Origin of the sequence: Streptomyces sp. NPDC091377 (assembly GCF_044757045.1) — a bacterium.
Taxonomy (GTDB): domain Bacteria; phylum Actinomycetota; class Actinomycetes; order Streptomycetales; family Streptomycetaceae; genus Streptomyces.
The window spans coordinates 392,711-414,070 of record NZ_JBIVUE010000003.1 but is presented as its reverse complement, the minus strand read 5'-3'; the positions used below and the strand labels follow the sequence as shown (position 1 = coordinate 414,070).

Here is a 21,360-nt window from a genome sequence, read left to right as displayed (position 1 = left end):
GAGGCTTCCGGGGGTGAGCCTTCGGGGGGTGAGCCTGCCTGGGGTGAGGCTTCCAGGAATGAGGCTTCCGGGGGTGAGGCTTCCGGGGGTGAGGCTTCCGGGGGTGGGGATGTCGTCGCCCGGCTGACCGGGTTCGTCGCCGCGCTGCGGGCGCACGGGGTGGGTGTCGGTACCGGGGAGAGCGTGGACGCGGGGCGGGCCGCGGCCGTGCTGGGCTTCGACGAGCGGGAGTCGCTGCGGGAGGGACTCGCCGCGACCCTGCTGCACGGCGCGGGGCAGCGGCCGGTGTTCGACGCGGTCTTCGACCTGTACTTCCCGCGCGGGATCGGCGGGCCCGGGACACAGGCGGCGGACCGGGACGAGTTGCGTGACCGGCTCGTGGCCGCGCTCGCCGCGAACGACACCGCCGCGACGGCCGCGCTGGCCGCCCAGGCGGTGGACGGCCTGGGCGGATACGGCGGTGCGCCGGAGTCGGACGGCTGGTCGGCCCATCAGACGCTCGACCGGCTGCGCCCCCAGACCCTTCTCGCACGGGTACGGGACACCGTGCGGGCGGGCGGAGGCGACGCGGCCGGTGCCACCCGGTTCACCGAGCGGCTGCTGGACGACGAGATCCGGCGCCGTATCGAGGCGTTCCGGGCGCAGGTCGGCGCCGAGGCGCGGCGGCGGGTCGCCGAGCGACGCGGCCGGGAGCGGATCGCCCGGCGCGCGGTGGCGCCGAGCGCCGACCGGGTGGACTTCCTGTACGCCGGGAAGGACCGGCTGGCCGAACTGCGCCGGACGGTACGGCCGCTGGCGCGCAAACTGGCCACCCGGCTCGCCGCGCGCCGCCGCCGGGCCGCGCGCGGCAGTGTCGACCTGCGCCGCACCCTGCGCGGTTCACTGTCGACGGGCGGGGTCCCGATGCGGCCCGTCCTGCGCCGACGCCGTCCGGTCCGGCCCGAACTGGTGCTGCTGTGCGATGTGTCGGGCTCGGTGTCCGGGTTCTCGGACTTCACGATGCTGCTGGTGCAGGCGCTGCACGACCAGTTCAGCAAGGTGCGGGTCTTCGCCTTCGTCAACCGGATCGACGAGGTCACGGGGCTGCTGGAGCACGGCGCCGCGGACCCCGAGGCACTCGGCGCCCGCATCCACGGGGAGGCGAGGCTGACCGGGTGGCACGGCAGCAGCGACTACGGCGTCGCGCTCGGGGAGTTCGCCGAGCGCCACGCCGAGTCCGCGGTGGGGCCGCGTACGACCGTGTTCGTGCTGGGGGACGCCCGCACGAACCGCGGCGACCCCAACCTCGCGGCGCTGCGGCAAGTGTCCGCGCGGGCCCGCCGGGTGTACTGGCTGAACCCCGAGCCGCGCGACCGGTGGGGCACCGGCGACTCGGCGGCACCCGCGTACGCCGCGTCGGTGGAGATGCACGAGTGCCGGACGGCACGGCAGTTGGGGTCGTTGATCGGGCGGCTGCTCCCGGTGTGAGCGCCGCGAGACCCCGCCGCCGTTTCCCGCCGCACCCCGTCTGGGGCCAGCTCCTCACCCGGGGGTCCCGCACAGCCTCCAGAACCGCTCCGCGTCGATGTTGCCGCCGGAGACGATCACTCCGACCCGGCCCGTGAGCGGGGTCGTCCGGCCGTTGAGCAGGGCGGCCAGTACGGTGGCTCCACTGGGCTCGACCACGATCTTCAGGCGTTCGAAGGCGAACCGCATGGCGTCCCGGATCTCGTCGTCGCTCACCAGCGCGATCTCGTCCACCAGCCGCCGGTTGACCGAGAAGGTGAGTTCGCCGGGGGTGTGCAGGGCCTGGCCGTCGGCGATGGTGCGGGGCACGGGGATCTCGACACGGTGGCCGGCCTCCAGCGACCGCTTGGTGTCGTCACCGGCCTCGGGTTCGACGCCGATCATCCGGATCCCGGGGTGCCGGCTCTTGGCCACCGTGGCGCTGCCCGCGATGAGTCCGCCGCCACCGACCGGGGTGATCAGGGCGTCCAGCTCCCCCACCTCATCCAGGAGTTCGAGGGCGGCGGTGCCCTGTCCCGCGATGACATGGGGGTGCTCGTAGGGCGGGACGAGGGTGAGGCCGCGCTCGGCGGCCAGGGCTTGCCCGAGGGCGATCCGGTCCTGGCCGTAGCGGTCGTACGTCACGATCTCGGCGCCGTAGCCCTCGGTGGCGAGGCGCTTGGAGCGCGGCGCGTCCTCGGGCATCACGATGACGGCGGTGGTGCCCAGTTCACGGGCGGCGAGCGCGACGGCCTGGGCGTGGTTGCCGGAGGAGTAGGTGACGATGCCCCGGGCGCGCTGCTCGGGCGTGAGCCGGGAGGCGGCGTTGTAGGCGCCGCGGAACTTGAAGGCGCCGACGCGCTGGAAGTTCTCGCACTTCAGCAGCGTCTCCGCGCCGACCAGGCGGTCCAGGGTGCGGGAGCGCAGCACGGGGGTGCGGTGGGCGACGCCCTTGAGCCGGGCGGCGGCGTCGAGGATGTCGTCGTAGGTGACGGGCGGGGTGGAGGAGGTCGTCACGCGGGGTCTCCCTCGGTGGTCGATGGGGTGGTGGTCGCGACCGCCGCCCTCGCCTGGGACAGATAGCTGTACGCCGAGGCGCGGGAGATGCCGAGGCGGGCGGCGACCTGTTCGATGGCGCGGCGGACGGCGAACACACCGCGTTCGTCCAGGTTGCGGAAGAGAGCGAGGCGGCCGGGGCGGTCAAGCGCCGCCCAGGTGGTGTCCTGGTGCGCGTCCACGAGGGCGTCCACGACCGTGTCGATGTCGTTGTCGAAGGTGGTGACCGGGATGGCCGGTCCGACGGCCGGTCCGAGGCTCGGGGGGCCGGCGGGTCCGGCGGGTCCGGCCAGTGCGCTCAGCAGGGTCTGGGCCTGGCGGACCGCGCCCGCGTCGACGTTGACGCAGAGCGCGCCGAACACCGTGCCGGTCGCGTCGCGCAGCACCATCGTGGACGACTTCACGAGGTGTCCGGACCCGGTGCGGGTGAGGTAGTTCAGCTCGTCGGCGGCCTCGTCACCACGGGCGAGGACCCGCATGCCGATCTCGCTCATCGCCCCGCCGACACCCCGCCCGGTCACCGAACCGGCCACCGCGACCACGGACCGCTCGGGCCGCCGGTAGTCGTGCAGCACCACTTCGCACACCGGGCCGAAGGTCGCGGCGATCCCGTCGACCACCGGGACGAGCGCGGCGAGGATCGCGTCCCGCTGTGCCTCGATGTCCTGCTCGGCCACCCCACACCCCCCTGGACAGAATTTCCAAGCTCTGGACTCACAGTCTAAGCAGAGGGTGGGGTGCCTCCACAAGTCCTCGGGGCGGGGCGCGCCGTGGCCGAGGGGGTGGCGGGTCATCAGGGGACCCGCGCCTCTACTATGACCAGCGTGACCAGCACCGCAGCGCGCGACGGACGACGCCCCTCCGGGCGTCCCGTGCTGCTGCTGGTCTTCGCGCTGCTGGTGGGCGTCCTGGCGATGCACGGACTGGGGCCGGGGGGAGCGCTCGGGCACGCCGGGGGCTCCGGACATTCCGGCGCACCCCACTCCTCTCCCCCGATCCCCGCCGCTACCTCGGCCACTGTCTCGGCCTCAGCCGCTGTCCCCGCCTCGGCCGCTGTCCCCGGCTCTGCCGCTGTCTCCGCTGCTCCGCACCAAGTGCACTGCGTCCGGGCGACCGACGGTGACAGCGGTTCGGGGCATCTGCGCCACGCCGACATCACCTGCGCGGCGACCGGGGTGGCGACGTCGTACGCCACGCCCGCCCTCACCGCCGCCCCGGACGCCACGGTCACGCCGCCCGCTCCCCCGGGCCGGGTCGCCGCCGTGACGGACAGCGGACGGGCCCCGCCCGACCTGGCGGAACTGCAACTCCTTCGGATCTAGAGGCACCCGCACGGCGGCACCACCGTCCCGCCGTGCCCCGGCATGTCTCCATCCCCTCTTCGCGCCCGTATCGGGGCGCGGGTACAAGGAGTTCCCTCAGCATGACCGCACACCGTATGTTCCTTCGCCGCGCCGCCATGGCGGCCGTCGGCACCGGCGCCGCCCTCGTCCTGGCGGCCTGCGGCTCGGGATCCGACGACTCCGGTGCCGGCGCGCACGGCGGCCACGACGGATCCGGCGCCTCCGCCTCCCCCAGCACCTCCGCCTCGTCCTCGTCCTCCGGCTCGGGCTCGGGCGCCGCTTCGCAGGGCGAGCACAACCCGGCCGATGTCGCGTTCGCGCAGGGGATGATCCCGCACCACCGCCAGGCCGTGGAGATGGCCGATCTGGCGCCCGGCCGGGCGGGGTCCGAGGAGGTCAAGACGCTCGCGAAGGAGATCAAGAAGGCTCAGGACCCGGAGATCAGGACGATGACCGGGTGGCTGGACGCCTGGGGCGAGGAGGTGCCCGCCGACGGTGGTTCCTCGGGCCACGAGGGTCACTCCATGGCGGGGATGATGACCGAGGAGGAGATGAAGGAACTGGAGGGCGCCTCGGGTGAGGCGTTCGACACCGCGTTCCTCAAGCTCATGGTCAAGCACCACGAGGGAGCGGTCGAGATGGCCGAGGCCGAGAAGAAGGACGGCGCCTACCAGCCCGCCCTGGACCTGGCCGACGCCGTCATCACCACCCAGTCCGCCGAGATCACCCGTATGAACGGGTTGCTCGGGAAGGGCTGATCCACCGCCGACGGGAGGGGCCGGGCACGCCACGGGCGGGCCCGGCCCCTCCGCTGTCACGGGGAGATCGTCCAACGCGGCGCAGTCTCGGCCCACTTGAGGTCCCACGCGGCGAGGTTGCGGCGGCGCAGGGCGAGGACGGTGGCGGCGAAGGCGGCCACACCGGTGAGGGCGACGGTGAGGAAGGTGAGCAGGGCCCAGCCCAGAGCGCGGCTGCGGACCTCCTCGGGGGGCATCGGGGGGTCGGTGATCGTGCCGTCGGCGGCGACCCAGACGCGCACGGTGTCGCCCTCGGAGAGGCCGGGCGGGACCTCGGTGCGGCCGGTGCGCGTCCCGCCGTCCGGGGCGGTGAGGCGGACGGTGACCGGGTAACGGGTCTCGCGGGCCTCTTCGGATCCGGGTTCGGGGTGGCGCGGGGCGTCATGGACGAGGGCGGCGGTGACGAGGTGCCGGGTGGCGTGCTGCCGGTCGGCCTCGGCACGGTAGTGCCGGTGGGCGGTGTCGCCGACGGCGTACATCGCCGCGAGGCCGAGGAGGGGCACGGTCAGCAGCAGGACGAGGGCGGTCCAGCTCTCCAGCCGGTCGGTACGGCGGCGCAGGGGGTTGCGCCGCCAGCGCCAGAAGGGCACGGGCCGCACCGGCGCGGGCGGTTCGGGGGGCGGCTGTGCGGGAGGGATCACGCCCGACACGGTGGTCCTCCTTCCGGGAGGGCGCACGGCCGGGGGCGGCGGTGCGGGGGGCGGTGGTGCGCGAGGGGCGAGGGGCGAGGGGCGAGGCGTCGGGGACGGGGCCGCCACGGCCGGTGGGGGCGGCGCACCGGCCGTGGCGGCTTCCTCGGTGGGGACGGGGTTCTTCGGGTGGGGACGGGGTTCCGGGGGCGGCCGGACGCCGGTCAGGGCGCCGGTCGCTCGTGGTTCCGCCCGGTGGAGGGGTGGCGGTGCGCGGACCGCAGCATCAGCGCGGCGCCGCGGACCGCGGCCGTGTGCGGCGCGGGCACCGGACGCAGCGGCGCTTCCAGGCCCCCGGTGAGGCGGTAGGTGAGATCGGGGCGGAGCGCTCCTCCACCGGCCAGCAGGCCGCCCCGGCTCAGGGCATCGGCGGTGAGCGGTGTGCGGTCCTGGCGGAGCATCGAGGTGAGCATCGCGGTGACGCCCTCGCGGAGATCCGCCGGGGTGGCGGCACCGGAGAGGTCGGCGGTGCCCAGGGCGGTGCGGCGGGCGTCGAAGACCATCCCGTCCACGAGCAGCACCACCTCGGTGAGATGCGCGCCGAGGTCCACCACGAGCAGCGGCCGGGACAGGTCGGCGTCCACGGCCAGGGCCACCGCGCGCGCCGTCGGCACGGTGAGTACGGCACGCGGGTGGAGCACCCCGACGGCGGCGCGGGCCCGCTCCCGATGGGCGGGCCCGTCCAGGACCGGCGTGGTGACCACCACCAAGGGGCGGGCGAGGCGGGGCATCCGGTGGCCGAGCAGCCGTTCGAGCAGCCGGGCCGTGCCCGGTACGTCGGTGAGCGCGCCGCGCGGGACCCCCGTCCCGGAGGACGTGACGGTGGGTACGTCGATGAGTGTGCCGCGGCCCTCGCTCCACGCCCGGGTGCGGGCGCCGCCCAGGTCGAGGGCGACACAGTGGCACGACCGGCCGGGTGGCCGGGGCAGCCGCCGGGGCCCGGCCGGCGCGGTGGGCAGCGGGTGTCGTACGACGGTCATGGCGCGGCCTCGCGCACCTGCTGGCAGCGGGCGCAGTAGCGGGCCTGCGGCACGATCATCAGGCGTTCGCGTTCGACGGGGCGGCGGCACAGTTGGCAGATGCCGTAGCTGCCCTCGGCGATCCGCCGCAGGGCCGCCTCGACATCGTGGAGCACCATCCGCGCGGACGCGGCGAGCTTGATGCGCACCTCGGTCCGCGCGGCGGAGCCGCGGCGCGGCGGGTGCTCGGTGCGGGGCGCCTCGGCCATCCGCCGCAGTTGTTCCCGGCGGAACGCGCGCTGTTCTCGCAGGTTCCGCCGGAGCGCGGCGAGGTCGTCGGGCGGCAACGGGGCGGCACGGTCGCCGATGGTCTGGTGGTTCACCACTTCACCCCTTGTGCAGGGCGGGAGACGGGGAGTCTGTCCGGATGGATCGGGTTCAGGCGGCGGCGCGGCGCTGGCAGGTCACGCAGTGCCGCGTGTACGGGAGGATCTCCAGGCGTTCCTCCGGGACGGGCTTGGCGCAGTCGAGGCAGGTGCCGTAGGAGCCGTCCTCGATTCGGGCGAACGCCGCGTCGATCTCCAGGAGCACCCGCTGGATCGCCTCGGCCTGCACGGACATCAGATGGTCGTCCGCGCTCTGGCCGCTCTCGTCGAGTGCCCGCAGTTGGGCCGTGCGGCTGTTGCGGGCGTGTTCGAGGCGCTGGCGGGCCTCGTGCACGGTCGGCCGGTCGGAGCGGGCGGGCTCGGTGCGGGATTCGGCACGGGATTCGGCACGCGGGTCGGGCCGGGCTCCGGTGTCGGATCCGGTACGGGCTCCGGTGTCGGCTCTGGTACGGGCTCCGGTGTCGGATCCGGTACGGGGGGTGTCGAGCGCCACGGTGGGTCCTCTCTCAAGGCGCGCTACGCGCAGCGGAGGCCGCCCCGCTCGGTGGCCCCCGGTCCCACGACGGCCGGGGGTACTGCGCCGAGCGGGACGGCCGGTACGTCCCACCACTGTGGTCCGCCGGGCCGCCGGAACCCATCGGGCGCAGGACCCATTTACCGGGGGCCGGGGTACCCACACGGGGGTGGGTCGCGGCGGATGGGTATCGCGTGGCGGTGGAAATGGGGATCGGACCCCATCGACCCGGTGCACGGTGAAAGTGCAGGGTGAGGGAGGATCGGTCGTGATCAGAAGCGGTGGCTCCGCTCCCGGACGTCACGGAAGGAGGCGGGTCACCGGTGTCGCTGTTCTGGCGGATCTTCGGGCTCAACGCCCTGGTGCTGGGTACCGCCACGGCGCTGTTGCTGCTGGCCCCGATCCGGGTGTCCGTTCCGGTGCTGCTGACCGAGGCGGTCATCCTGGTGGGCGGTCTCGCGGTCATGCTGGTCGCCAATGCCGCGCTGCTGCGCTGGGGGCTCGCCCCGCTGGGCCGGCTCACCCGGCTGATGCGTACCGTCGATCTGCTCCGGCCCGGCCAACGGCTGCCCGTACCCGGCGCGCGCCTCGGGGACCCCGGCGGAGACCCCGACGCACAGGTGACGGGAGACATCGGCGGCGGGAAGGACGGCGGGAGCGGGCGCGGGGGCGGGAGCGGGAGCGGGGGCAGGGGCGAGGTCGCCGAGCTGATCCGGACGTTCAACGCCATGCTGGACCGGCTGGAGCACGAACGGGCCACGTCCAGCGCCCAGGCCCTGATGGCGCAGGAGGCCGAACGGCGTCGTATCGCCCAGGAGCTCCACGACGAGGTGGGGCAGGGCATGACCGCGATCCTGCTGGTGCTGAAGCGGGCCGCCGAGGAGGCGCCGGAGCCGCTGCGGGAGGAGTTGCAGCAGGTCCAGGAGATCACCCGGGAGAGCCTGGACGAGGTCCGTCGGCTGGTGCGCCGGCTGCGGCCGGGCGTCCTGGAGGACCTCGGCCTGATCAGCGCGCTGACCTCACTGACCCAGGACTTCGCCACCCACACCGGGGTACGGGTGGTGCGCCGCTTCGATTCCGACCTTCCCGTGCTGGACCGGGAGACCGAACTTGTCCTGTACCGGGTGGCCCAGGAGAGCCTCACCAACGCGGCGCGGCACGCGGACGCCGGGCGGGTCGAGGTGACCCTGCGCCGGGTCGGTGCGGCGATGACACTGGAGATCGCGGACGACGGCCGGGGCGTCGGGGCCGCCCACGAGGGCGCGGGCATCCGCGGGATGCGCGAGCGGGCCCTGCTCGCCGGGGCCACCTTGGACATCGCCTCCACCTCCCGGACCGGCACCCGGATCCGACTGACCACCCCCGTCCCCAGGAAGCAGCTCTCCGCATGACCGACCAGTCCCCGAACCGAGCGACCACGGCCCAGGAGCCGTCCGAGGCCGGAGCCGGCCCCGGGAACCCGCCGTCCCGCTCCGCCGCGCACCCCGCCGAGGGGCCGTCCGCTTCCGGTGCCGCGCCGACCCGGCCCATCCGTATCCTGCTCGCCGACGACCACGCCCTGGTCCGGCGCGGGGTACGGCTCATCCTCGACCGGGAGCCCGATCTGGAGGTGGTCGCCGAGGCCGGTGACGGGGCCGAGGCGATCGAGGCGGCCCGCGGCCAGGAGGTCGATCTCGCGATCCTGGACATCGCGATGCCCCGCCTCACCGGCCTCCAGGCCACCCGTGAGCTGTCCGCGATGGAACACGGTCCGCGCATCCTGATGCTGACCATGCACGACAACGAGCAGTACCTGTTCCAGGCGTTGAAGGCGGGTGCCTGCGGGTACGTCCTGAAGTCCGTCGCCGACCGGGATCTGGTGGCCGCCTGCCGGGCGGCGATGCGGGACGAGCCGTTCCTCTACCCCGGCGCGGTGACCGCGCTGATCCGCAGTTATCTGGACCGGGTCCGGCACGGTGAGGAGAATCCCGAGCATGTGCCCACGCCCCGCGAGGAGGAGGTGCTGAAGCTGATCGCCGAGGGACACTCCTCGAAGGAGATCGCCGAACTGCTGTTCATCAGTGTGAAGACCGTGCACCGTCACCGGGCCAACCTGCTGCACAAGCTCGGACTGCGCGACCGGCTGCAACTGACCCGGTACGCCATCCGCGCGGGCCTGATCGAGCCCTGACCGGGTAACCCCGCCCCGGTCGACCTCCACTCCGTACCCCTCCCACCACCCCGAACCACGCCAGATCCGGAACCCGACAGGAAAGGGACGGTGCATGCCCCAGGCACCCCGCGCCGCCCCGTCCACGGCCCCCCGCGCCGCCCCGTCCACGGCCCCCCATGCCGCCCCGTCCCCGGGTCATCGCGTCGCCGCGACGCTCGGCCTGCTCATCGCCGTCCTGCTGGCGGTCCTCCCGCCCGTCGCCCCCTTCGGCCCCGCCCCCGGCACGGCCACCGCGGGCGCCCAGGTCCCGGACTCCGACCACCGGGTCGACGCCCCTTGTGCCGCGGGCTGCGCCGCGCAGGTCAGGGCGGTCCGCCATGAGCACCTCGCCGAACGCCCCGCGCCCCTGGACCACTTCGCGACCGCGCCCCGCGCGGGGGCCGCCGACCCGAGCGCCGGCACCCGTACCCCCGCGCACCGCGCGTTCCCGCCCGACTCCCCCGACCGCCCGGACCGGCACCGGGGTCGCGCTCCTCCGGCCGACGTCAGCAGCTGACGCCACCTTCCTCCCCCCAACTCTTCTGACCGTCGCGGTCGTGCGCGTGGCGCCGCCGTGACGTGTCCGCCTGCCTGCCGGAGGCCCGTGTTGAAACGTCGTAACCGTTCCGCCCAGCGCGTGCGCGCGCTGTTCGCCCTTCTCGTGATCGCCGGATCGCTGGCCATTGCCTTCACCGTGCCGGTCCGGCTGGGGCTCGACCTGCGGGGCGGCACCCAGATCGTGCTGGAGACCCGCTCCACCCCGACCACCGAAGCCGACCGCGCGGCGACCGACCGTACGGTGGAGGTGCTGCGCGGGCGGATCGACGCCCTCGGCGTCTCCGAACCGACCCTCGTCCGCTCCGGGGACCACCGCATCATCGTCGAACTGCCCGGCGTACAGGACCCGCAGCAGGCCGCCGACGTCCTCGGCCGTACCGCGCAGCTCACCGTCCACACGGTGCTGGGCCCGGGCGAGCCCGGCAAGGACACCGACGCTTCCGCCCCGCCGTCGGAGCGGTCCGGCGCGACCGAACCGAAGGGTCAGGCCGACCCCTCCGGGGAGCAGGTCCTGTCCGACGAGTCCGGCCGCCCCCTCCGGCTCAAGGCCGCCGACCTCACCGGTCAGGACGTCAAGGGCGCGGACGCCCAGTTCGATCCGCAGAGCGGCACCGGCTGGTATGTCACGGTCGACTTCAGCGACACCGGACGCGACCGGTGGACGCAGGTCACCGCGGAGGCGGCCTGTCACCCCGTCGGTGACCCGCAGCGCCAGGTGGCCATCGTGCTGGACGGGAAAATCATCTCCGCGCCGCAGGTCGACCCGTCCGTGGGTTGCGGGGCCGGCATCCCGGGCGGCAGCACCCAGATCACCGGTTCCTTCGACGACGCCGAGGCCCGGGAACTGGCCCTGCTGATCTCCGGCGGCGCCCTGCCCGTGCCGGTGGAGACCATCGAGCAGCGCACCATCGGCGCCACCCTCGGCGACGCCGCCATCTCGGCCGCCGCCTGGGCCGCCGTCATCGGCACCGCGCTGACCGCGCTGTTCATCATCGTCGTCTACCGGCTCATGGGAGTGCTCGCGACCCTCGCCCTGGCCTGCTACGGACTCATCTCGTACGCCGCCCTGGCTGCGCTCGGCGCCACGCTGACGCTGCCCGGACTCGCCGGGTTCGTGCTGGCCATCGGTATGGCGGTGGACGCCAACATCCTGGTGTTCGAACGGGCCCGGGAGGAACACGCCGCCCGCAGCCGCCCCAGCCCGCGCTCGGCGCTGACGGCCGGTTTCCGGGGTGCCCTGAGCGCGATCGCGGACTCCAACATCACCACCCTGATCGCCGCGGCCCTGCTGTTCGCCCTCGCGTCGGGCCCGGTACAGGGCTTCGGTGTCACGCTGGGCATCGGGGTGCTGGCGTCGATGGTCAGCGCGCTGGTGATCACCCGGGTGCTGGCCGAGTTCGCGGCGGGCCGCCCCTGGGTCCGCCGCCGCCCGCGCCTCAGCGGAATCGCGGGCATCGGCTGGGTGCGTGACCGGCTGACACGCCGGGATCCCCATCTGATGCGTCACCCGCGCCGCTGGCTGGCCGTCTCCGCCGCCGCCATGGTCCTGGCCGCCTCGGGCGTACTGGTCCGTGGTCTGGACTTCGGTATCGAGTTCACCGGCGGCCGGCTGGTCGAGTACGCCACCAGCAGTTCCGTCGACCCCGACCGGGCCCGGGAGGCGCTCGCCGACGCCGGGGTGCCCAGGGCGGTCGTCCAGTCCTCCGGGGACGACGGGCTGACCGTGCGGGCCGAGGATCTGAGCGACGCCGACACGGCCACCGTCACCGAGACCGTCGAACGGCTGGGCGGCGAGGCGGAGAAGGTCCGTGACGAACGGATCGGCCCCAGCCTCGGTGACGAACTGCGCCGGAACGCGCTCATCGCCCTCGCCCTGGCCATGGGCGCCCAGCTGCTGTACCTCGCGGTGCGCTTCCGCTGGACGTTCGGCGCCGCGACCGTGGGCGCGCTCGCCCATGACGTGGTGATCCTGGTCGGTGTCTTCGCCTGGCTGGGCAAGCCCGTCGACGGGCTCTTCCTGGCCGCCCTGCTGACCGTCATCGGCTACTCGGTCAATGACTCCGTGGTCCTCTTCGACCGCATCCGCGAACTGCTCGGGCGCGACCGCGCCACGCCGTTGCCCCGGCTGACCAACCAGGCGATCCTCCAGACCCTGCCGCGTACCGTCAACACCGGTATGGGCGCGGCGCTCATCCTCACCACACTCGCCGTCATGGCCGACGACGCGCTCACCGACTTCGCCCTCGCCCTGCTCATCGGCCTGGCGATCGGCACCTACTCGTCCGTCTTCACCGCGACACCGCTCACCATCGAGCTGCATCCGGACCGCAAGGCCCGTCGCGGCGGGCGGAGCGGGCACGGTGAGGGGAAGGAGGGCAGGGTGAAACGCCGGGTCGGGGCCGGCGGGCGCGCCTGACCGATCACGGGGGGCGGGGGGCGCGCTCTGAGTGTGAGGAGCGTGCCCCCGTCACCGCCAGGTGCACACCACTAGGCGCCCCCGCCACAGCCGGTGACCGCGCCACAGCTACGTACGCCGTCGCCGCCCGTCCGTTTCGTCGCCTCCGCCTGCTTGGTCGCCGCTCCTGCTCCGCCACCGTGCCCACAGGGGCAGCGCGAACCAGCACACGACGAACCAGAGCACGGCGGGGACGATGAGCCAAGTGGCGAGGGAGTCGTCGAGGACGACCCGCAGGATGAGGAGGAGCGCGGAGGCCATCGTGCCCAGGAGCAGGACGAGGCCGATGACGGTCAGGCGCGAGGCCCACTCGACGGTCTGCGGTTTGACCTTGCGGCCGGTGAGCATCCGGTGCAGGGCCACCGGGCCGATCAGCGCGGCCGTGGCTCCGGCGCCGAGGAACACCGTGACCAGGTAGATCACCCGGTCCGCCGGGTCGAGGGCGGCGAAGCGCGGCTGGAACACCACGGCGAGCAGGAAGCCGAACAGGATCTGCACCCCGGTCAGGGTCACCCGTACTTCCTGGAGCAGATCGGCCCACCGCCGGTCGGCCCGCTCCTCCTCGGTCTCCTCGCGGCCCTGTCTGCGGCCATCGCCCTCCGACGCCACACCGCGCTCCTTCCTCCCGGCCCCCTACGGGTACCCCGCGTCTCCGTCTTCATCGGCACGCCGAGGCCGGCGCTGACGCGGCGATCGGGGTGATTCCGGCGGGACCGGCGGGGTGCCCGGACAGGGGTGGACGATCAGGCGCCCTGCTGTCCGGGGCGGCCGAGGGGAGGGAAGGGACAGGGGCGCGGTCAGTCGCAGGTGACCTCGTCGCGGGGGACGTAGCGGGTGTTGAAGGTCTCCCGCTTGACCTCCGCGCCGTTGTTCTTGAAGACGCGGTCGACGGCGACGTCGAAACCTTCGAGCGGGGTCTGGGGCACGCACTTCTCGGCGGCGCCCTCGCGGGTGCCGGGCTCCTGCACATTGGTGCGGGGGCCCTTCACCGACTCGACCTCGTCGTACTTCTTGGTGCCGTAGAAGGAGATGGTGATCGAGGTGTCGGTGGCGCGTGCGTCGATGTAGATCGCGTTGCCGGAGTCGTTGCGGAACTTCAGGTCGAGGCTGCCCCAGGCCACCGTGGCCTCGCGGCCCTCCGGGTAGCGCTCGATGTAGAAGGAGTGGGCACCGTACTCGACGGGCTTCACTCCGGCGAAGAACGCGGCGTTGAAGACGGTGGTGGCGACCGCCGAGACACCGCCGCCGGCGGCCCGCTCGTAGCGGTCGTTGTTGATGATGATGCCCTCGACGAAGCCGTTGGCCTCGGTGCGCTCCCCGACGGTGCCGTTCATGCTCCAGGTCTCGTCGGGCAGCACGACGGAGCCGTCGATCAGTTCGGCGGCGCGGCCGATGTTGGTGACCCGGTAGGGCTCGGGCTCGAAGTCGACCGTGAAGGTCGACATCTGTTCCTTGATGCCGAGCTGGTCCAGGTTGGCGCCGGAGATCTTCGGCTGGACCTCCTTGACGGCCACGGTGGCGGTGCGCTGCGCCCCGGACTTGGTGAGCAGCGGCCGTACGGCGTCCGTGAGGGCCTTCGCCGTGACCTCCTGGCCGGGCCGGCCCGCGGAGGCCGCCACGACCTTCCCGCCCTCCAGGCGCAGCTTGGCGTTGACGGCCTTGTCGGTGGCCAGGGCGAGGGGGCTCGCCACCTCGGGGTCGGCGAGGAGGCCCTTGCCGTCGAAGGTGGGGTCGAGCCGGGCCTTCCCGCCGTCCTCCGGCGTGTCCCCGCTCGCCTTGGTCGGCTTCATCGACAGGTGCTCGCCGAGGGTGGCGGCGGCGATCTCGACCGTGGAGTCACCGACGGTGAGGGTGACCGGGCCGGACATCGCGGGCCGGGCGAACTCCTTCAGGGCGCGGTCCACCTCCGCCGTCCCGACCTCGGGCTCGTCGGTCTTCACGGGCAGGTCGACGGGGTCCGTCGTCCGGCCGGGGACCACCGGGTCGAGCGCTCCGAGCGAGCCGTCGACGTCGAGTTTCTGGCCGGTGACGGGCTTCACGCGCACCGCCTCGCCGTCCTTGAAGCGGACGGCGCCCTCGCGGGGCTTGCGGTCGTGCTTCTCGGCCAGCCCGTCCAGCGCCGCGCGGGCCTTGGTCTCGTCCAGCGTGACCACCGGTTCGACGGTCCGCTCACCGCTGCTGAACAGCCGGCCGATCACCGTGAACGGGTCGGAGCCCGACTGGGCGGCCTCGTCCAGGGTCGCCTCGGCGTCCAAGGCGAACCCGGCCTTCGTGGCGTCCAGAGCGGCCTTGTCGTCGCCGACCCGGACCTCGACCGGCTTCGCCCAGTCCTTCCGCAGCCCGCTGTCCAGCGCCTTCCCCGCCTCGGAGCGGCTCATGCCCCCGATGTCCACGCCGCTGACCCGCACGCCGTCGGGTATGTCCTCACCGGCGGCCAGCAGGCCCACCAGGTACAGCCCACCGAACCCGACACCGACGGCCGCCCCCGCCACGAGGGCGGCGCGGCCTATTCGGCGCCGACCGGCCGCGGCGGTGTCGGTCGCGCCGTCGGAGTCGGCGGGCGGACCGCCGGGGGCTGAGCGAAGCACTGAGTCTCCTCGTCTTGGCAGGTGCCGGGCGGCGAGGACAGCGCTCATGAAGCGCCCCCCGCACGGGTGATCGTATGAGAAGTTTTGTGGTGATTGCATAAGCCCCGGCAGCGTTGTTCCTCCGGAGCCATGAATGACGGCGAATTGCGGTGATCACTCCCCCGTCGTGGAGGACATCCCGCACCGCCCGCAATCGTATCCCCTTGCGAACTCAGACATTCCGCGCGGGCGGCGGACCGACAGACGGGACAGATCGGGCGAGGCCCGCCAGACCTTCATCGTACCCCCTGGGGGTAAGGACTCCCCGGCTGGGTCCGCAGCGCGGGGGGGGGGGCTCAGGGGACGCGGGGGACGCGGAGGACACGGGGGACGCGGGCAACGCGGGGGACGCGGGCAACGCGGAGGGGCAGCGGGACGCGCGATTACGTGTCCGCCATGCGCTCATAGAACCCTCATCACACAGCCCCGACACAGTGACCGTATGAACACGAGCACGCGTCCGAGCACGACACCGAGCGGGGAACCGGGCACGGGACGACGGATCGTCTCCGTACTCGTCGCCCTCTCCGCCTCCGCCGCGCTGGCCGCCCCTACCGCGCTGGCCGCCCCCGCCGCGCTCGCCGCCCCCACCGCGCTCGCCGCCCCCGCGGCCGAGCCCGACCGGCGGACGGCGTCCACCCCTCTCACCCCGTCCGTCTCCCCCATCCGCTGGGGCGGCTGCCCCGCGAACGAGCCCTTCCCTGAGCCCGGTCCGCCGGCCGAATGCGGCACGATCCGGGTGCCGGTGGACTGGGCGAAGCCCAAGGGACCGAAGACCGAGGTCTTCGTGGCCCGCTACCGCGCGACCGACCCGGCACAGCGGATCGGTGTCCTGATGTCGAACCCGGGCGGTCCGGGGAACCCGGGGGCCGACACCGCGATGTACGCGGATCTGGAGTACACCCCGGAGATGCTCCGCCGCTTCGACATCGTCTCCTTCGACCCGCGCGGTATCGGCCGCAGCGAGGGCATCCGGTGCGACGAGTCCCTCGCCGCCAAGCTGCCGGCCCGGCCGCGCGACGCCGCGGAGTTCGAGCGGCTGCGCACCCTGAACGGGAAGCTGGCGGAGAGCTGTCTGCGGCAGATGGGCCCGCTGGCCGCGCACATGGACACCGACAGCGTGGCCCGCGACATGGACGCGATCCGCGCGGCCGTCGGTGAGGAGAGGATCAGTTATCTGGGGCACTCGTACGGCACCTCCGTCGGCGAGCGCTACGCCCGTCTCTTCCCGGAGCGGCTTCGGGCACTGGCTCTCGACAGCTCGGTGGACCCGTCCGGGGCGGGCGCCGAACGCTTCCTCACCGACGCCGCCGTCACCCTCGACGCCATCTTCGAGCGGCTGCGGTCCTGGTGCCAGACGGACCCCACCTGTGTCCTGAAGGGCCGTGACCTGGCCGCCGTCAACGCGGAGCTGTTCGCCCGGGCCGAGGCGGGCACGCTCTACGAACCGGGCCCGAACGGTCCGACCCGCAAGAAGATCGACGCCGATCAGCTCACCAACTATCTGTACGGCACCCTGCGCAGGCTGGTTCCCGACTCGGCGGCGGAGGAACTGGCCGCGCTGCACAGCGGCACGGGCCGGATCCACCTGGACCCCTACGGTCCCGACCGGGCCTGGCAGCTCGTACTGTGCCGGGACAACGACTTCAGGATCCGCGACTGGGCGCACTACCGGTCGATCCGCGCCCGGGTCGAGAAGGCCGCGCCGCACGTCCGCCACAGCTCACAGGCGCTCGACATGGTCCTCGGCTGTCAGGGCTGGCTGCCGCCCAAGCCGCGGCCGGCCCAGGCGGAGGGCGCTCTCCCGCCCGTCCTGTTGGTCAACGCCACCCTGGACGCCGCGACCCCGCTGGCGGGTGCCCGCCGCATGGCCGCCATCTTCCCGAAGGCGACCCTGCTCACGGTGGACGACGTCGGCCACTGGATGTACAACCGCCCGGAGTCGAAGCGGACGATCGACGCCTATCTGAGCGGTCGTAGGAACTGACGCGGCGGGGGCGCGGGTCCGGGTGCGCCGTGCGGGACCACCCACCGTCACGGCGACGACCGGCCCGCGCCTCAGCTCCCCACCTCCAGACCTTCCGCGGGAGCCGCGTCGAGCGTCGCGACGTAGGCGGCCACGGTGCGTCCCTCGGCCGTCGAACGGCTCGGTGGAGCGCAGGCCGCGGGCGAGGAGGAAGGCCCCTTCGGACGACCCGACCCCGACGCTTTTCTTGAGCGATCGATCCACTTAGCGTACGGTGGGTGCATGGCGAGAACACGCGCGTTCGACACCGAGGCCGCGGTGCGCAAGGCGATGGAGCTGTTCTGGTCGCGCGGCTACGAGGCGACCTCGGTTCGGGACCTGACCCGGCATCTGGGACTCGGACAGGGCTCCCTCTACGCCGCGTTCGGCGACAAGGACGGCCTATACCGGGCGGCACTGGAGTACTACCGCAGCAGTCTCGCCGCCGACGCCCTGAGCAGCCTGGAGCAAGGGACGGACGCCCGCGCGGTGATCCGCGCGATGCTGGTCGAGCGCATCCGGATCGCTGTGGGCGAGGGCGGCCGGGGCTGTCTGGCGGTCAACGCCGTCTGCGAACGCCTGCCGGAGGACGCGGCGACCCGGCGCACCGTACGGGACATGCAGGACGCGAGCCGGAACGCGCTGGCGGAGGTGTTGGGCGCGGCGGCGGCGCGAGGCGAGATCACGACGCGGCACGACCCGTACACCCTGGCCGGTTTCCTGGTCACCTTCCTCAACGGGCTCCTGGTCTCCTCGAAGATCACCCCCGACGCGCCCGGCCTCGAACCGCTCGTGGAGGTCGCGCTGACGGCTCTCGACTGAATTTTTCATACCTTGAAAATGGATCGCTCGATCCACATAAAGCGTCCGGCTGCGGCTGCCCCGGCCCAGCCCGGCCCGGCACCGGCTCAAAGCCACCGCCACCCCGGCACGACCACCTCGACCATCTCGACCACGGAGGAGCCCCCCATGCCCACCCCCACCCCTTCAACCACCTCGAACACTCCCCCGCTGGGCGGCAGCCGCTGGAACACCTTCCCCGCGACCGCCACCACCCGCACCGCGCGTGACTTCCTCACCGCCACCGAACCCCTGCTCCAAGGCGTCATCGACGCCAACGCCAACGCCCTCACCGCAGCCGACGTCGATGTGCTGGAGGCGCAGATCCACGCGACTCTCGCCCTGGGCACACGGGAGACCTCCCTGCCGCTGAACCTCGGACCGCACAGCACCTCGGCGGCACGTGAACTGGGTTCACAGGCCGAGGCGATCGGCCGGGAACTGGCCTCGTGGGCCACCGCCGTCCTCAAGCGCCTCCTCGACCGGCGCATACCGCTGCCCGCCGGCCCGCTGGTCGTCCGCAGTCATTGCTACGGCCATCTGCTCACCCCGGCCGCCGCCGACCTGCTCCTCGGACGCCGCGGCGGGCCGGTCGCCATGCAGCTCTACAACGAGTGGCTCCACCAGGTCGTCCTGCTCCGTGACGCCCTGCTGCCCTTCACCGACTGGCAGGACGTCCCCCTGCACATCACCCCGACGGGCCTACGGCACACCGAGGCCGCCCGTGACACCTTCCTCACCGAACTCCTGGTCCGCCGGATCCGGCACACCAGCATCGTGGACTTCGCCCACCAGGCCCTCACCGGCACCTCGGGCCGGTCGGGCTACGGCTTCGACGCTCCCGGCGGAACGGCCCTGCCCGCCGTCCTGGACCGGCCCCCGCTCACCGCCCCCCGCCATCTGCTGACCTGGCGCCCGGACCCCACCGTCACCGAAGCGGCCATGTACGTACCGGAGTTGGAGGACTACTACGCTGCACCCCGCACCCTCGTCCAGGATCTCCCGTCGACCACCTCCCCCGGCCCCCTCACCGCCCGCACCGTCCCCGGACCGGTCACGGAAGGCACCCGGACCGCCCACATCGAGGTCACCCGGAACGGCGCCACGACCACCCAGGTCGACCTGGGCCAAGCCCTACGGGGCCACCGCTTCGCCCGCCAGCAGCCCCCGGCCGCCGAGGGCACGCGCACACTCGACCCCTCCGGCTCGGCCGACGCCTGGTCCGTGCTGCGCGCACCGGGGCTGGTGTGGGCGGAGGGCACCGAGGTCACCCTGAGCACCACCGGTCAGGACGACCTCGTGGTACTGGCCCTGCTGGGGGCGCTCTACCCGGAGTACGTCACCCTGCGCCGCGCTGGACACCCGACCGTGCGGACCGCGGCGAGGACATCGCCGCGAGCGGCTTCCTGACGGGGCTCGGCGAGTCCCGGTTCATGACCCACGACGTAGCAGCCGGTCTCCTCGCCGCCGGTCACGATCGGGCAGCACAGCACATGCCGGACCCGCGCGCCCGGACTCCCCGCTGCATCGAAGGATGTAGTCCGCGCGGTCCCCCTTCGTCCTACGGGCGGAAGACCCCCGCGGATTCCGTTCCTAAGGTGATCAGTGCCCGGAAGCAGCGCAGGGAGTACTGACACCCCCTCGAAGGAGTGGCCCCACATGAAGCAGGCGTCGAAGAATCTGCGCGAGGGCGGCATCACCTTCACCATCGGCCTCGCCCTGCGCCTGTTCACCGACGGAGTGGACACCCCTGTCGTCACCCTGACCAAGGTGGGCGTGGCCCTGATGTTCGTCGGCGGCGGCCTCCTCGCGCTGGGAACGTTCCAGTCGCTGCGCAGCACGAACTCGACGTAGGGCATGCTGCCCTGGTGCATCACGTTCTCTACGGGCTCGCCGTCAATCCAGCCCTGTCGCCCGGGCAGGTGGGCCGGTTGATGTCCATGGCCGACGAGGAGATCGCCACGCGGCTCGCCGGGCGCGCGGACCTCGGTCACGAGCAGGCGGTCGCGTTGGCCGCGCACAGCGCCGACAGCGCGGTGCTGCTCGCCCACGAGGGACGGCTGACCTCCGCCGACATCGACCCCGGTCATCGGCCGGAGGCCGCCCTCGCGCTGCTCGACCGGGGTACCGGCTCCGTCGAATGGGCCCGCCACTTCGCGGCGGACCCGGTCCGCGAGCGACGGGAGAAGCTCGCGGCCTGCCCCGGTCTCCCGTCCGATGTGGTGGACACGCTCGCCGCGGACCCGGACGTCCAGGTCGTCGCCGAGCTGGCGTACTGGACCACTCCGGACAACGCCGCGAGGCTCGCGGCACATCCGCACGCCGAGGTCCGCCGGGCCGTGGCGGGCAACGAGGCGACGCCTGCGGCCACCCTGGCGGCGCTGGTGACCGGGGACGGGCTGCCCCCGGCCCGCCACTGTCTGGTCTGTGACCGTGGGGAGACTCCCCTCGTCCACGACCCGCGCCGGCCTCGGCTCGACGGCGATCTACCCTCCGGCGCCTCCTGCGACGGTTCCCACGAGTCCACCGTCCAGGGCCTGCTGCTGGCGGCGCTCGGCAATCCGGCCACGCCCGTCGAAGCAGTCCTCGGATGTGCGGACCATCCGTCGGTGCTGGTGCGCCGGACCCTCGCCGCCCGGCCCGACCTGCCGCGGCAAGTGAGCGTGCGGCTCGCCGCGGACCCCGATCCCGGCGTCCGCGCCGCTCTCGCCGAGAACCCGGCGACCGACAAGGCCCTGATCCACACGCTGGCCGACGACCCCGATCCCGAGGTCCGTCGCGGTCTCGCCCGTCATCCCCGGGTGCCGCTGACCGTGCTCACCGTCCTGGCCCGGACCACCAGGACCGGTCACACACCGCTGCCCCGGGTCACGACTGCCTCTCCGGTCGAAGTCGACCAGCTGGCCCGATCACCGGAGCCGACCACCCGGATGCTCGTGGCCCTACGGCGCGACCTGCCGCCCGAGACACGCGACCGGTTGGCCGACGACCCCGACGCGAAGGTGGCCAAGGCCGTCGCGCCGCACCCCGGCCTCACCGAAACCCGTCTGCGCGCCATGGTCGACCGGCACGGTGTGCACGTCCTGGCCGGGGTCGCGGCCAACCCGGACGCGTCGCCGGCCCTTCTGGAGGATCTGGTCCGGCACGTACCGGCGCCGCAGCGGATGCTCCGTGAGGTGGCCCGCCACGACAGCGCCACGGCCCCGGCACTGCTCGCCTGCCTCACGGACCGACGGGCGAGGCTCATGGCCGCCGGACACCCCGCGCTCCCACCGCCGGTCATCGCCGATCTGCTCACCGACACGGACTGGCAGGTGGTGGAGGCAGCGGCGGCCAACCCCTCGTTGCCGCCCGCCGTGACAGCGGCCCTCCTGGCCCTACCGCACCGAGGATGACCGCACCGACCGCGACCGCGCGCCGACGGTGAACGCGCCGGGCCACCGTAGGGACTTGCC

20 protein-coding genes are annotated in these 21,360 nt (G+C 73.4%); 12 read left to right on the top strand and 8 right to left on the bottom strand.

Annotation, left to right across the window (positions count from 1 at the left end; genetic code table 11):
* Nucleotides 1–159 precede the first annotated feature (159 nt).
* Entirely contained in the window at nt 160–1,467 is a 1,308-nt protein-coding gene (locus tag ACIQNG_RS09560) for a VWA domain-containing protein (protein ID WP_401483610.1), read from the top strand.
* A gap of 54 nt (nt 1,468–1,521) precedes the next feature.
* On the opposite strand, the gene ACIQNG_RS09555 is transcribed toward ACIQNG_RS09560, so the two are convergent.
* Both ACIQNG_RS09555 and ACIQNG_RS09550 read right to left on the bottom strand, forming a co-directional pair.
* Nucleotides 1,522–2,502 carry a threo-3-hydroxy-L-aspartate ammonia-lyase gene (locus ACIQNG_RS09555; protein ID WP_401483608.1) on the bottom strand — a complete coding sequence of 327 codons (981 nt, stop codon included), beginning with the start codon at nt 2,500–2,502 and terminating at the stop codon, nt 1,522–1,524.
* On the bottom strand, nt 2,499–3,218 hold the full coding sequence (locus ACIQNG_RS09550; RefSeq protein ID WP_401483606.1) for a transcriptional regulator: 720 nt from the start codon (nt 3,216–3,218) through the stop codon (nt 2,499–2,501). Before ACIQNG_RS09550 ends, ACIQNG_RS09555 begins: the two co-directional genes overlap by 4 nt.
* A 147-nt stretch (nt 3,219–3,365) precedes the next feature.
* Here ACIQNG_RS09550 and ACIQNG_RS09545 point away from each other — a divergent pair, with 147 nt between their 5' ends.
* On the top strand, nt 3,366–3,863 hold the full coding sequence (locus tag ACIQNG_RS09545) for a DUF6153 family protein (RefSeq protein WP_401483604.1): 498 nt from the start codon (nt 3,366–3,368) through the stop codon (nt 3,861–3,863).
* 101 nt (nt 3,864–3,964) lie between these two features.
* Nucleotides 3,965–4,642 (top strand): DUF305 domain-containing protein, encoded by a 678-nt coding sequence (locus ACIQNG_RS09540; protein ID WP_401483602.1) that lies wholly within the window; start codon nt 3,965–3,967, stop codon nt 4,640–4,642.
* 56 nt (nt 4,643–4,698) lie between these two features.
* Here ACIQNG_RS09540 and ACIQNG_RS09535 read toward each other — a convergent pair whose 3' ends face one another.
* The 4 genes from ACIQNG_RS09535 to ACIQNG_RS09520 all read right to left on the bottom strand — a co-directional run bounded on the left by ACIQNG_RS09535 (nt 4,699) and on the right by ACIQNG_RS09520 (nt 7,049).
* Nucleotides 4,699–5,331 carry a hypothetical protein gene (locus tag ACIQNG_RS09535; RefSeq protein ID WP_401483600.1) on the bottom strand — a complete coding sequence of 211 codons (633 nt, stop codon included), beginning with the start codon at nt 5,329–5,331 and terminating at the stop codon, nt 4,699–4,701.
* A 203-nt stretch (nt 5,332–5,534) separates the two neighbouring features.
* On the bottom strand, nt 5,535–6,350 hold the full coding sequence (locus tag ACIQNG_RS09530) for a hypothetical protein (RefSeq protein ID WP_401483599.1): 816 nt from the start codon (nt 6,348–6,350) through the stop codon (nt 5,535–5,537).
* Nucleotides 6,347–6,715 carry a TraR/DksA family transcriptional regulator gene (locus tag ACIQNG_RS09525; protein ID WP_401431614.1) on the bottom strand — a complete coding sequence of 123 codons (369 nt, stop codon included), beginning with the start codon at nt 6,713–6,715 and terminating at the stop codon, nt 6,347–6,349. Before ACIQNG_RS09525 ends, ACIQNG_RS09530 begins: the two co-directional genes overlap by 4 nt.
* 52 nt (nt 6,716–6,767) lie before the next feature.
* Nucleotides 6,768–7,049: a TraR/DksA family transcriptional regulator gene (locus ACIQNG_RS09520; protein ID WP_401483878.1), complete on the bottom strand. Its 282-nt coding sequence runs from the start codon at nt 7,047–7,049 to the stop codon at nt 6,768–6,770.
* A gap of 503 nt (nt 7,050–7,552) precedes the next feature.
* Here ACIQNG_RS09520 and ACIQNG_RS09515 point away from each other — a divergent pair.
* The 4 genes from ACIQNG_RS09515 to secD all read left to right on the top strand — a co-directional run bounded on the left by ACIQNG_RS09515 (nt 7,553) and on the right by secD (nt 12,394).
* On the top strand, nt 7,553–8,620 hold the full coding sequence (locus tag ACIQNG_RS09515) for a sensor histidine kinase (RefSeq protein ID WP_401483596.1): 1,068 nt from the start codon (nt 7,553–7,555) through the stop codon (nt 8,618–8,620).
* Nucleotides 8,617–9,399 (top strand): response regulator, encoded by a 783-nt coding sequence (locus tag ACIQNG_RS09510; RefSeq protein ID WP_401483594.1) that lies wholly within the window; start codon nt 8,617–8,619, stop codon nt 9,397–9,399. The genes ACIQNG_RS09515 and ACIQNG_RS09510 overlap by 4 nt, the downstream gene beginning before the upstream one ends.
* A 94-nt stretch (nt 9,400–9,493) precedes the next feature.
* Nucleotides 9,494–9,937 carry a hypothetical protein gene (locus tag ACIQNG_RS09505; RefSeq protein ID WP_401483592.1) on the top strand — a complete coding sequence of 148 codons (444 nt, stop codon included), beginning with the start codon at nt 9,494–9,496 and terminating at the stop codon, nt 9,935–9,937.
* An 87-nt stretch (nt 9,938–10,024) separates the two neighbouring features.
* Nucleotides 10,025–12,394 (top strand): protein translocase subunit SecD, encoded by a 2,370-nt coding sequence (secD, locus tag ACIQNG_RS09500; RefSeq protein WP_401483590.1) that lies wholly within the window; start codon nt 10,025–10,027, stop codon nt 12,392–12,394.
* A gap of 108 nt (nt 12,395–12,502) precedes the next feature.
* On the opposite strand, the gene ACIQNG_RS09495 is transcribed toward secD, so the two are convergent.
* Together ACIQNG_RS09495 and ACIQNG_RS09490 are read right to left on the bottom strand one after the other, a co-directional pair.
* Nucleotides 12,503–13,042, bottom strand: coding sequence for a DUF6328 family protein (locus ACIQNG_RS09495; protein ID WP_401483588.1), 540 nt, complete (start codon nt 13,040–13,042; stop codon nt 12,503–12,505).
* A 188-nt stretch (nt 13,043–13,230) separates the two neighbouring features.
* The gene (locus ACIQNG_RS09490; RefSeq protein ID WP_401483876.1) at nt 13,231–14,925 is read right to left on the bottom strand and encodes a VanW family protein; all 1,695 of its coding nucleotides are present in this window, start codon (nt 14,923–14,925) and stop codon (nt 13,231–13,233) included.
* A 577-nt stretch (nt 14,926–15,502) separates the two neighbouring features.
* Here ACIQNG_RS09490 and ACIQNG_RS09485 point away from each other — a divergent pair.
* From ACIQNG_RS09485 to ACIQNG_RS09465, 5 genes are all read left to right on the top strand, one after another.
* Nucleotides 15,503–17,047 (top strand): alpha/beta fold hydrolase, encoded by a 1,545-nt coding sequence (locus ACIQNG_RS09485; protein ID WP_401483586.1) that lies wholly within the window; start codon nt 15,503–15,505, stop codon nt 17,045–17,047.
* A gap of 261 nt (nt 17,048–17,308) precedes the next feature.
* Nucleotides 17,309–17,887: a TetR/AcrR family transcriptional regulator gene (locus tag ACIQNG_RS09480; RefSeq protein ID WP_401483585.1), complete on the top strand. Its 579-nt coding sequence runs from the start codon at nt 17,309–17,311 to the stop codon at nt 17,885–17,887.
* 147 nt (nt 17,888–18,034) lie between these two features.
* Nucleotides 18,035–19,315 carry a hypothetical protein gene (locus ACIQNG_RS09475; protein ID WP_401483583.1) on the top strand — a complete coding sequence of 427 codons (1,281 nt, stop codon included), beginning with the start codon at nt 18,035–18,037 and terminating at the stop codon, nt 19,313–19,315.
* A 249-nt stretch (nt 19,316–19,564) separates the two neighbouring features.
* The gene (locus tag ACIQNG_RS09470) at nt 19,565–19,759 is read left to right on the top strand and encodes a DUF5708 family protein (protein WP_401431591.1); all 195 of its coding nucleotides are present in this window, start codon (nt 19,565–19,567) and stop codon (nt 19,757–19,759) included.
* A 14-nt stretch (nt 19,760–19,773) separates the two neighbouring features.
* A complete protein-coding gene (locus tag ACIQNG_RS09465; RefSeq protein ID WP_401483581.1) occupies nt 19,774–21,300 on the top strand; it encodes a hypothetical protein in 1,527 nt (508 codons plus the stop codon).
* Nucleotides 21,301–21,360: the final 60 nt, after the last annotated feature.

Coding starts and splice junctions, on each gene's coding strand:
- ACIQNG_RS09475 (WP_401483583.1), top strand. CDS start 18,035: ATGCCCACCCCCACCCCTTCAACCACCTCGAACACTCCCCCGCTGGGC.
- ACIQNG_RS09530 (WP_401483599.1), bottom strand. CDS start 6,350: ATGACCGTCGTACGACACCCGCTGCCCACCGCGCCGGCCGGGCCCCGG.
- ACIQNG_RS09470 (WP_401431591.1), top strand. CDS start 19,565: ATGAAGCAGGCGTCGAAGAATCTGCGCGAGGGCGGCATCACCTTCACC.
- ACIQNG_RS09480 (WP_401483585.1), top strand. CDS start 17,309: ATGGCGAGAACACGCGCGTTCGACACCGAGGCCGCGGTGCGCAAGGCG.
- ACIQNG_RS09505 (WP_401483592.1), top strand. CDS start 9,494: ATGCCCCAGGCACCCCGCGCCGCCCCGTCCACGGCCCCCCGCGCCGCC.
- ACIQNG_RS09510 (WP_401483594.1), top strand. CDS start 8,617: ATGACCGACCAGTCCCCGAACCGAGCGACCACGGCCCAGGAGCCGTCC.
- ACIQNG_RS09485 (WP_401483586.1), top strand. CDS start 15,503: ATGAACACGAGCACGCGTCCGAGCACGACACCGAGCGGGGAACCGGGC.
- ACIQNG_RS09540 (WP_401483602.1), top strand. CDS start 3,965: ATGACCGCACACCGTATGTTCCTTCGCCGCGCCGCCATGGCGGCCGTC.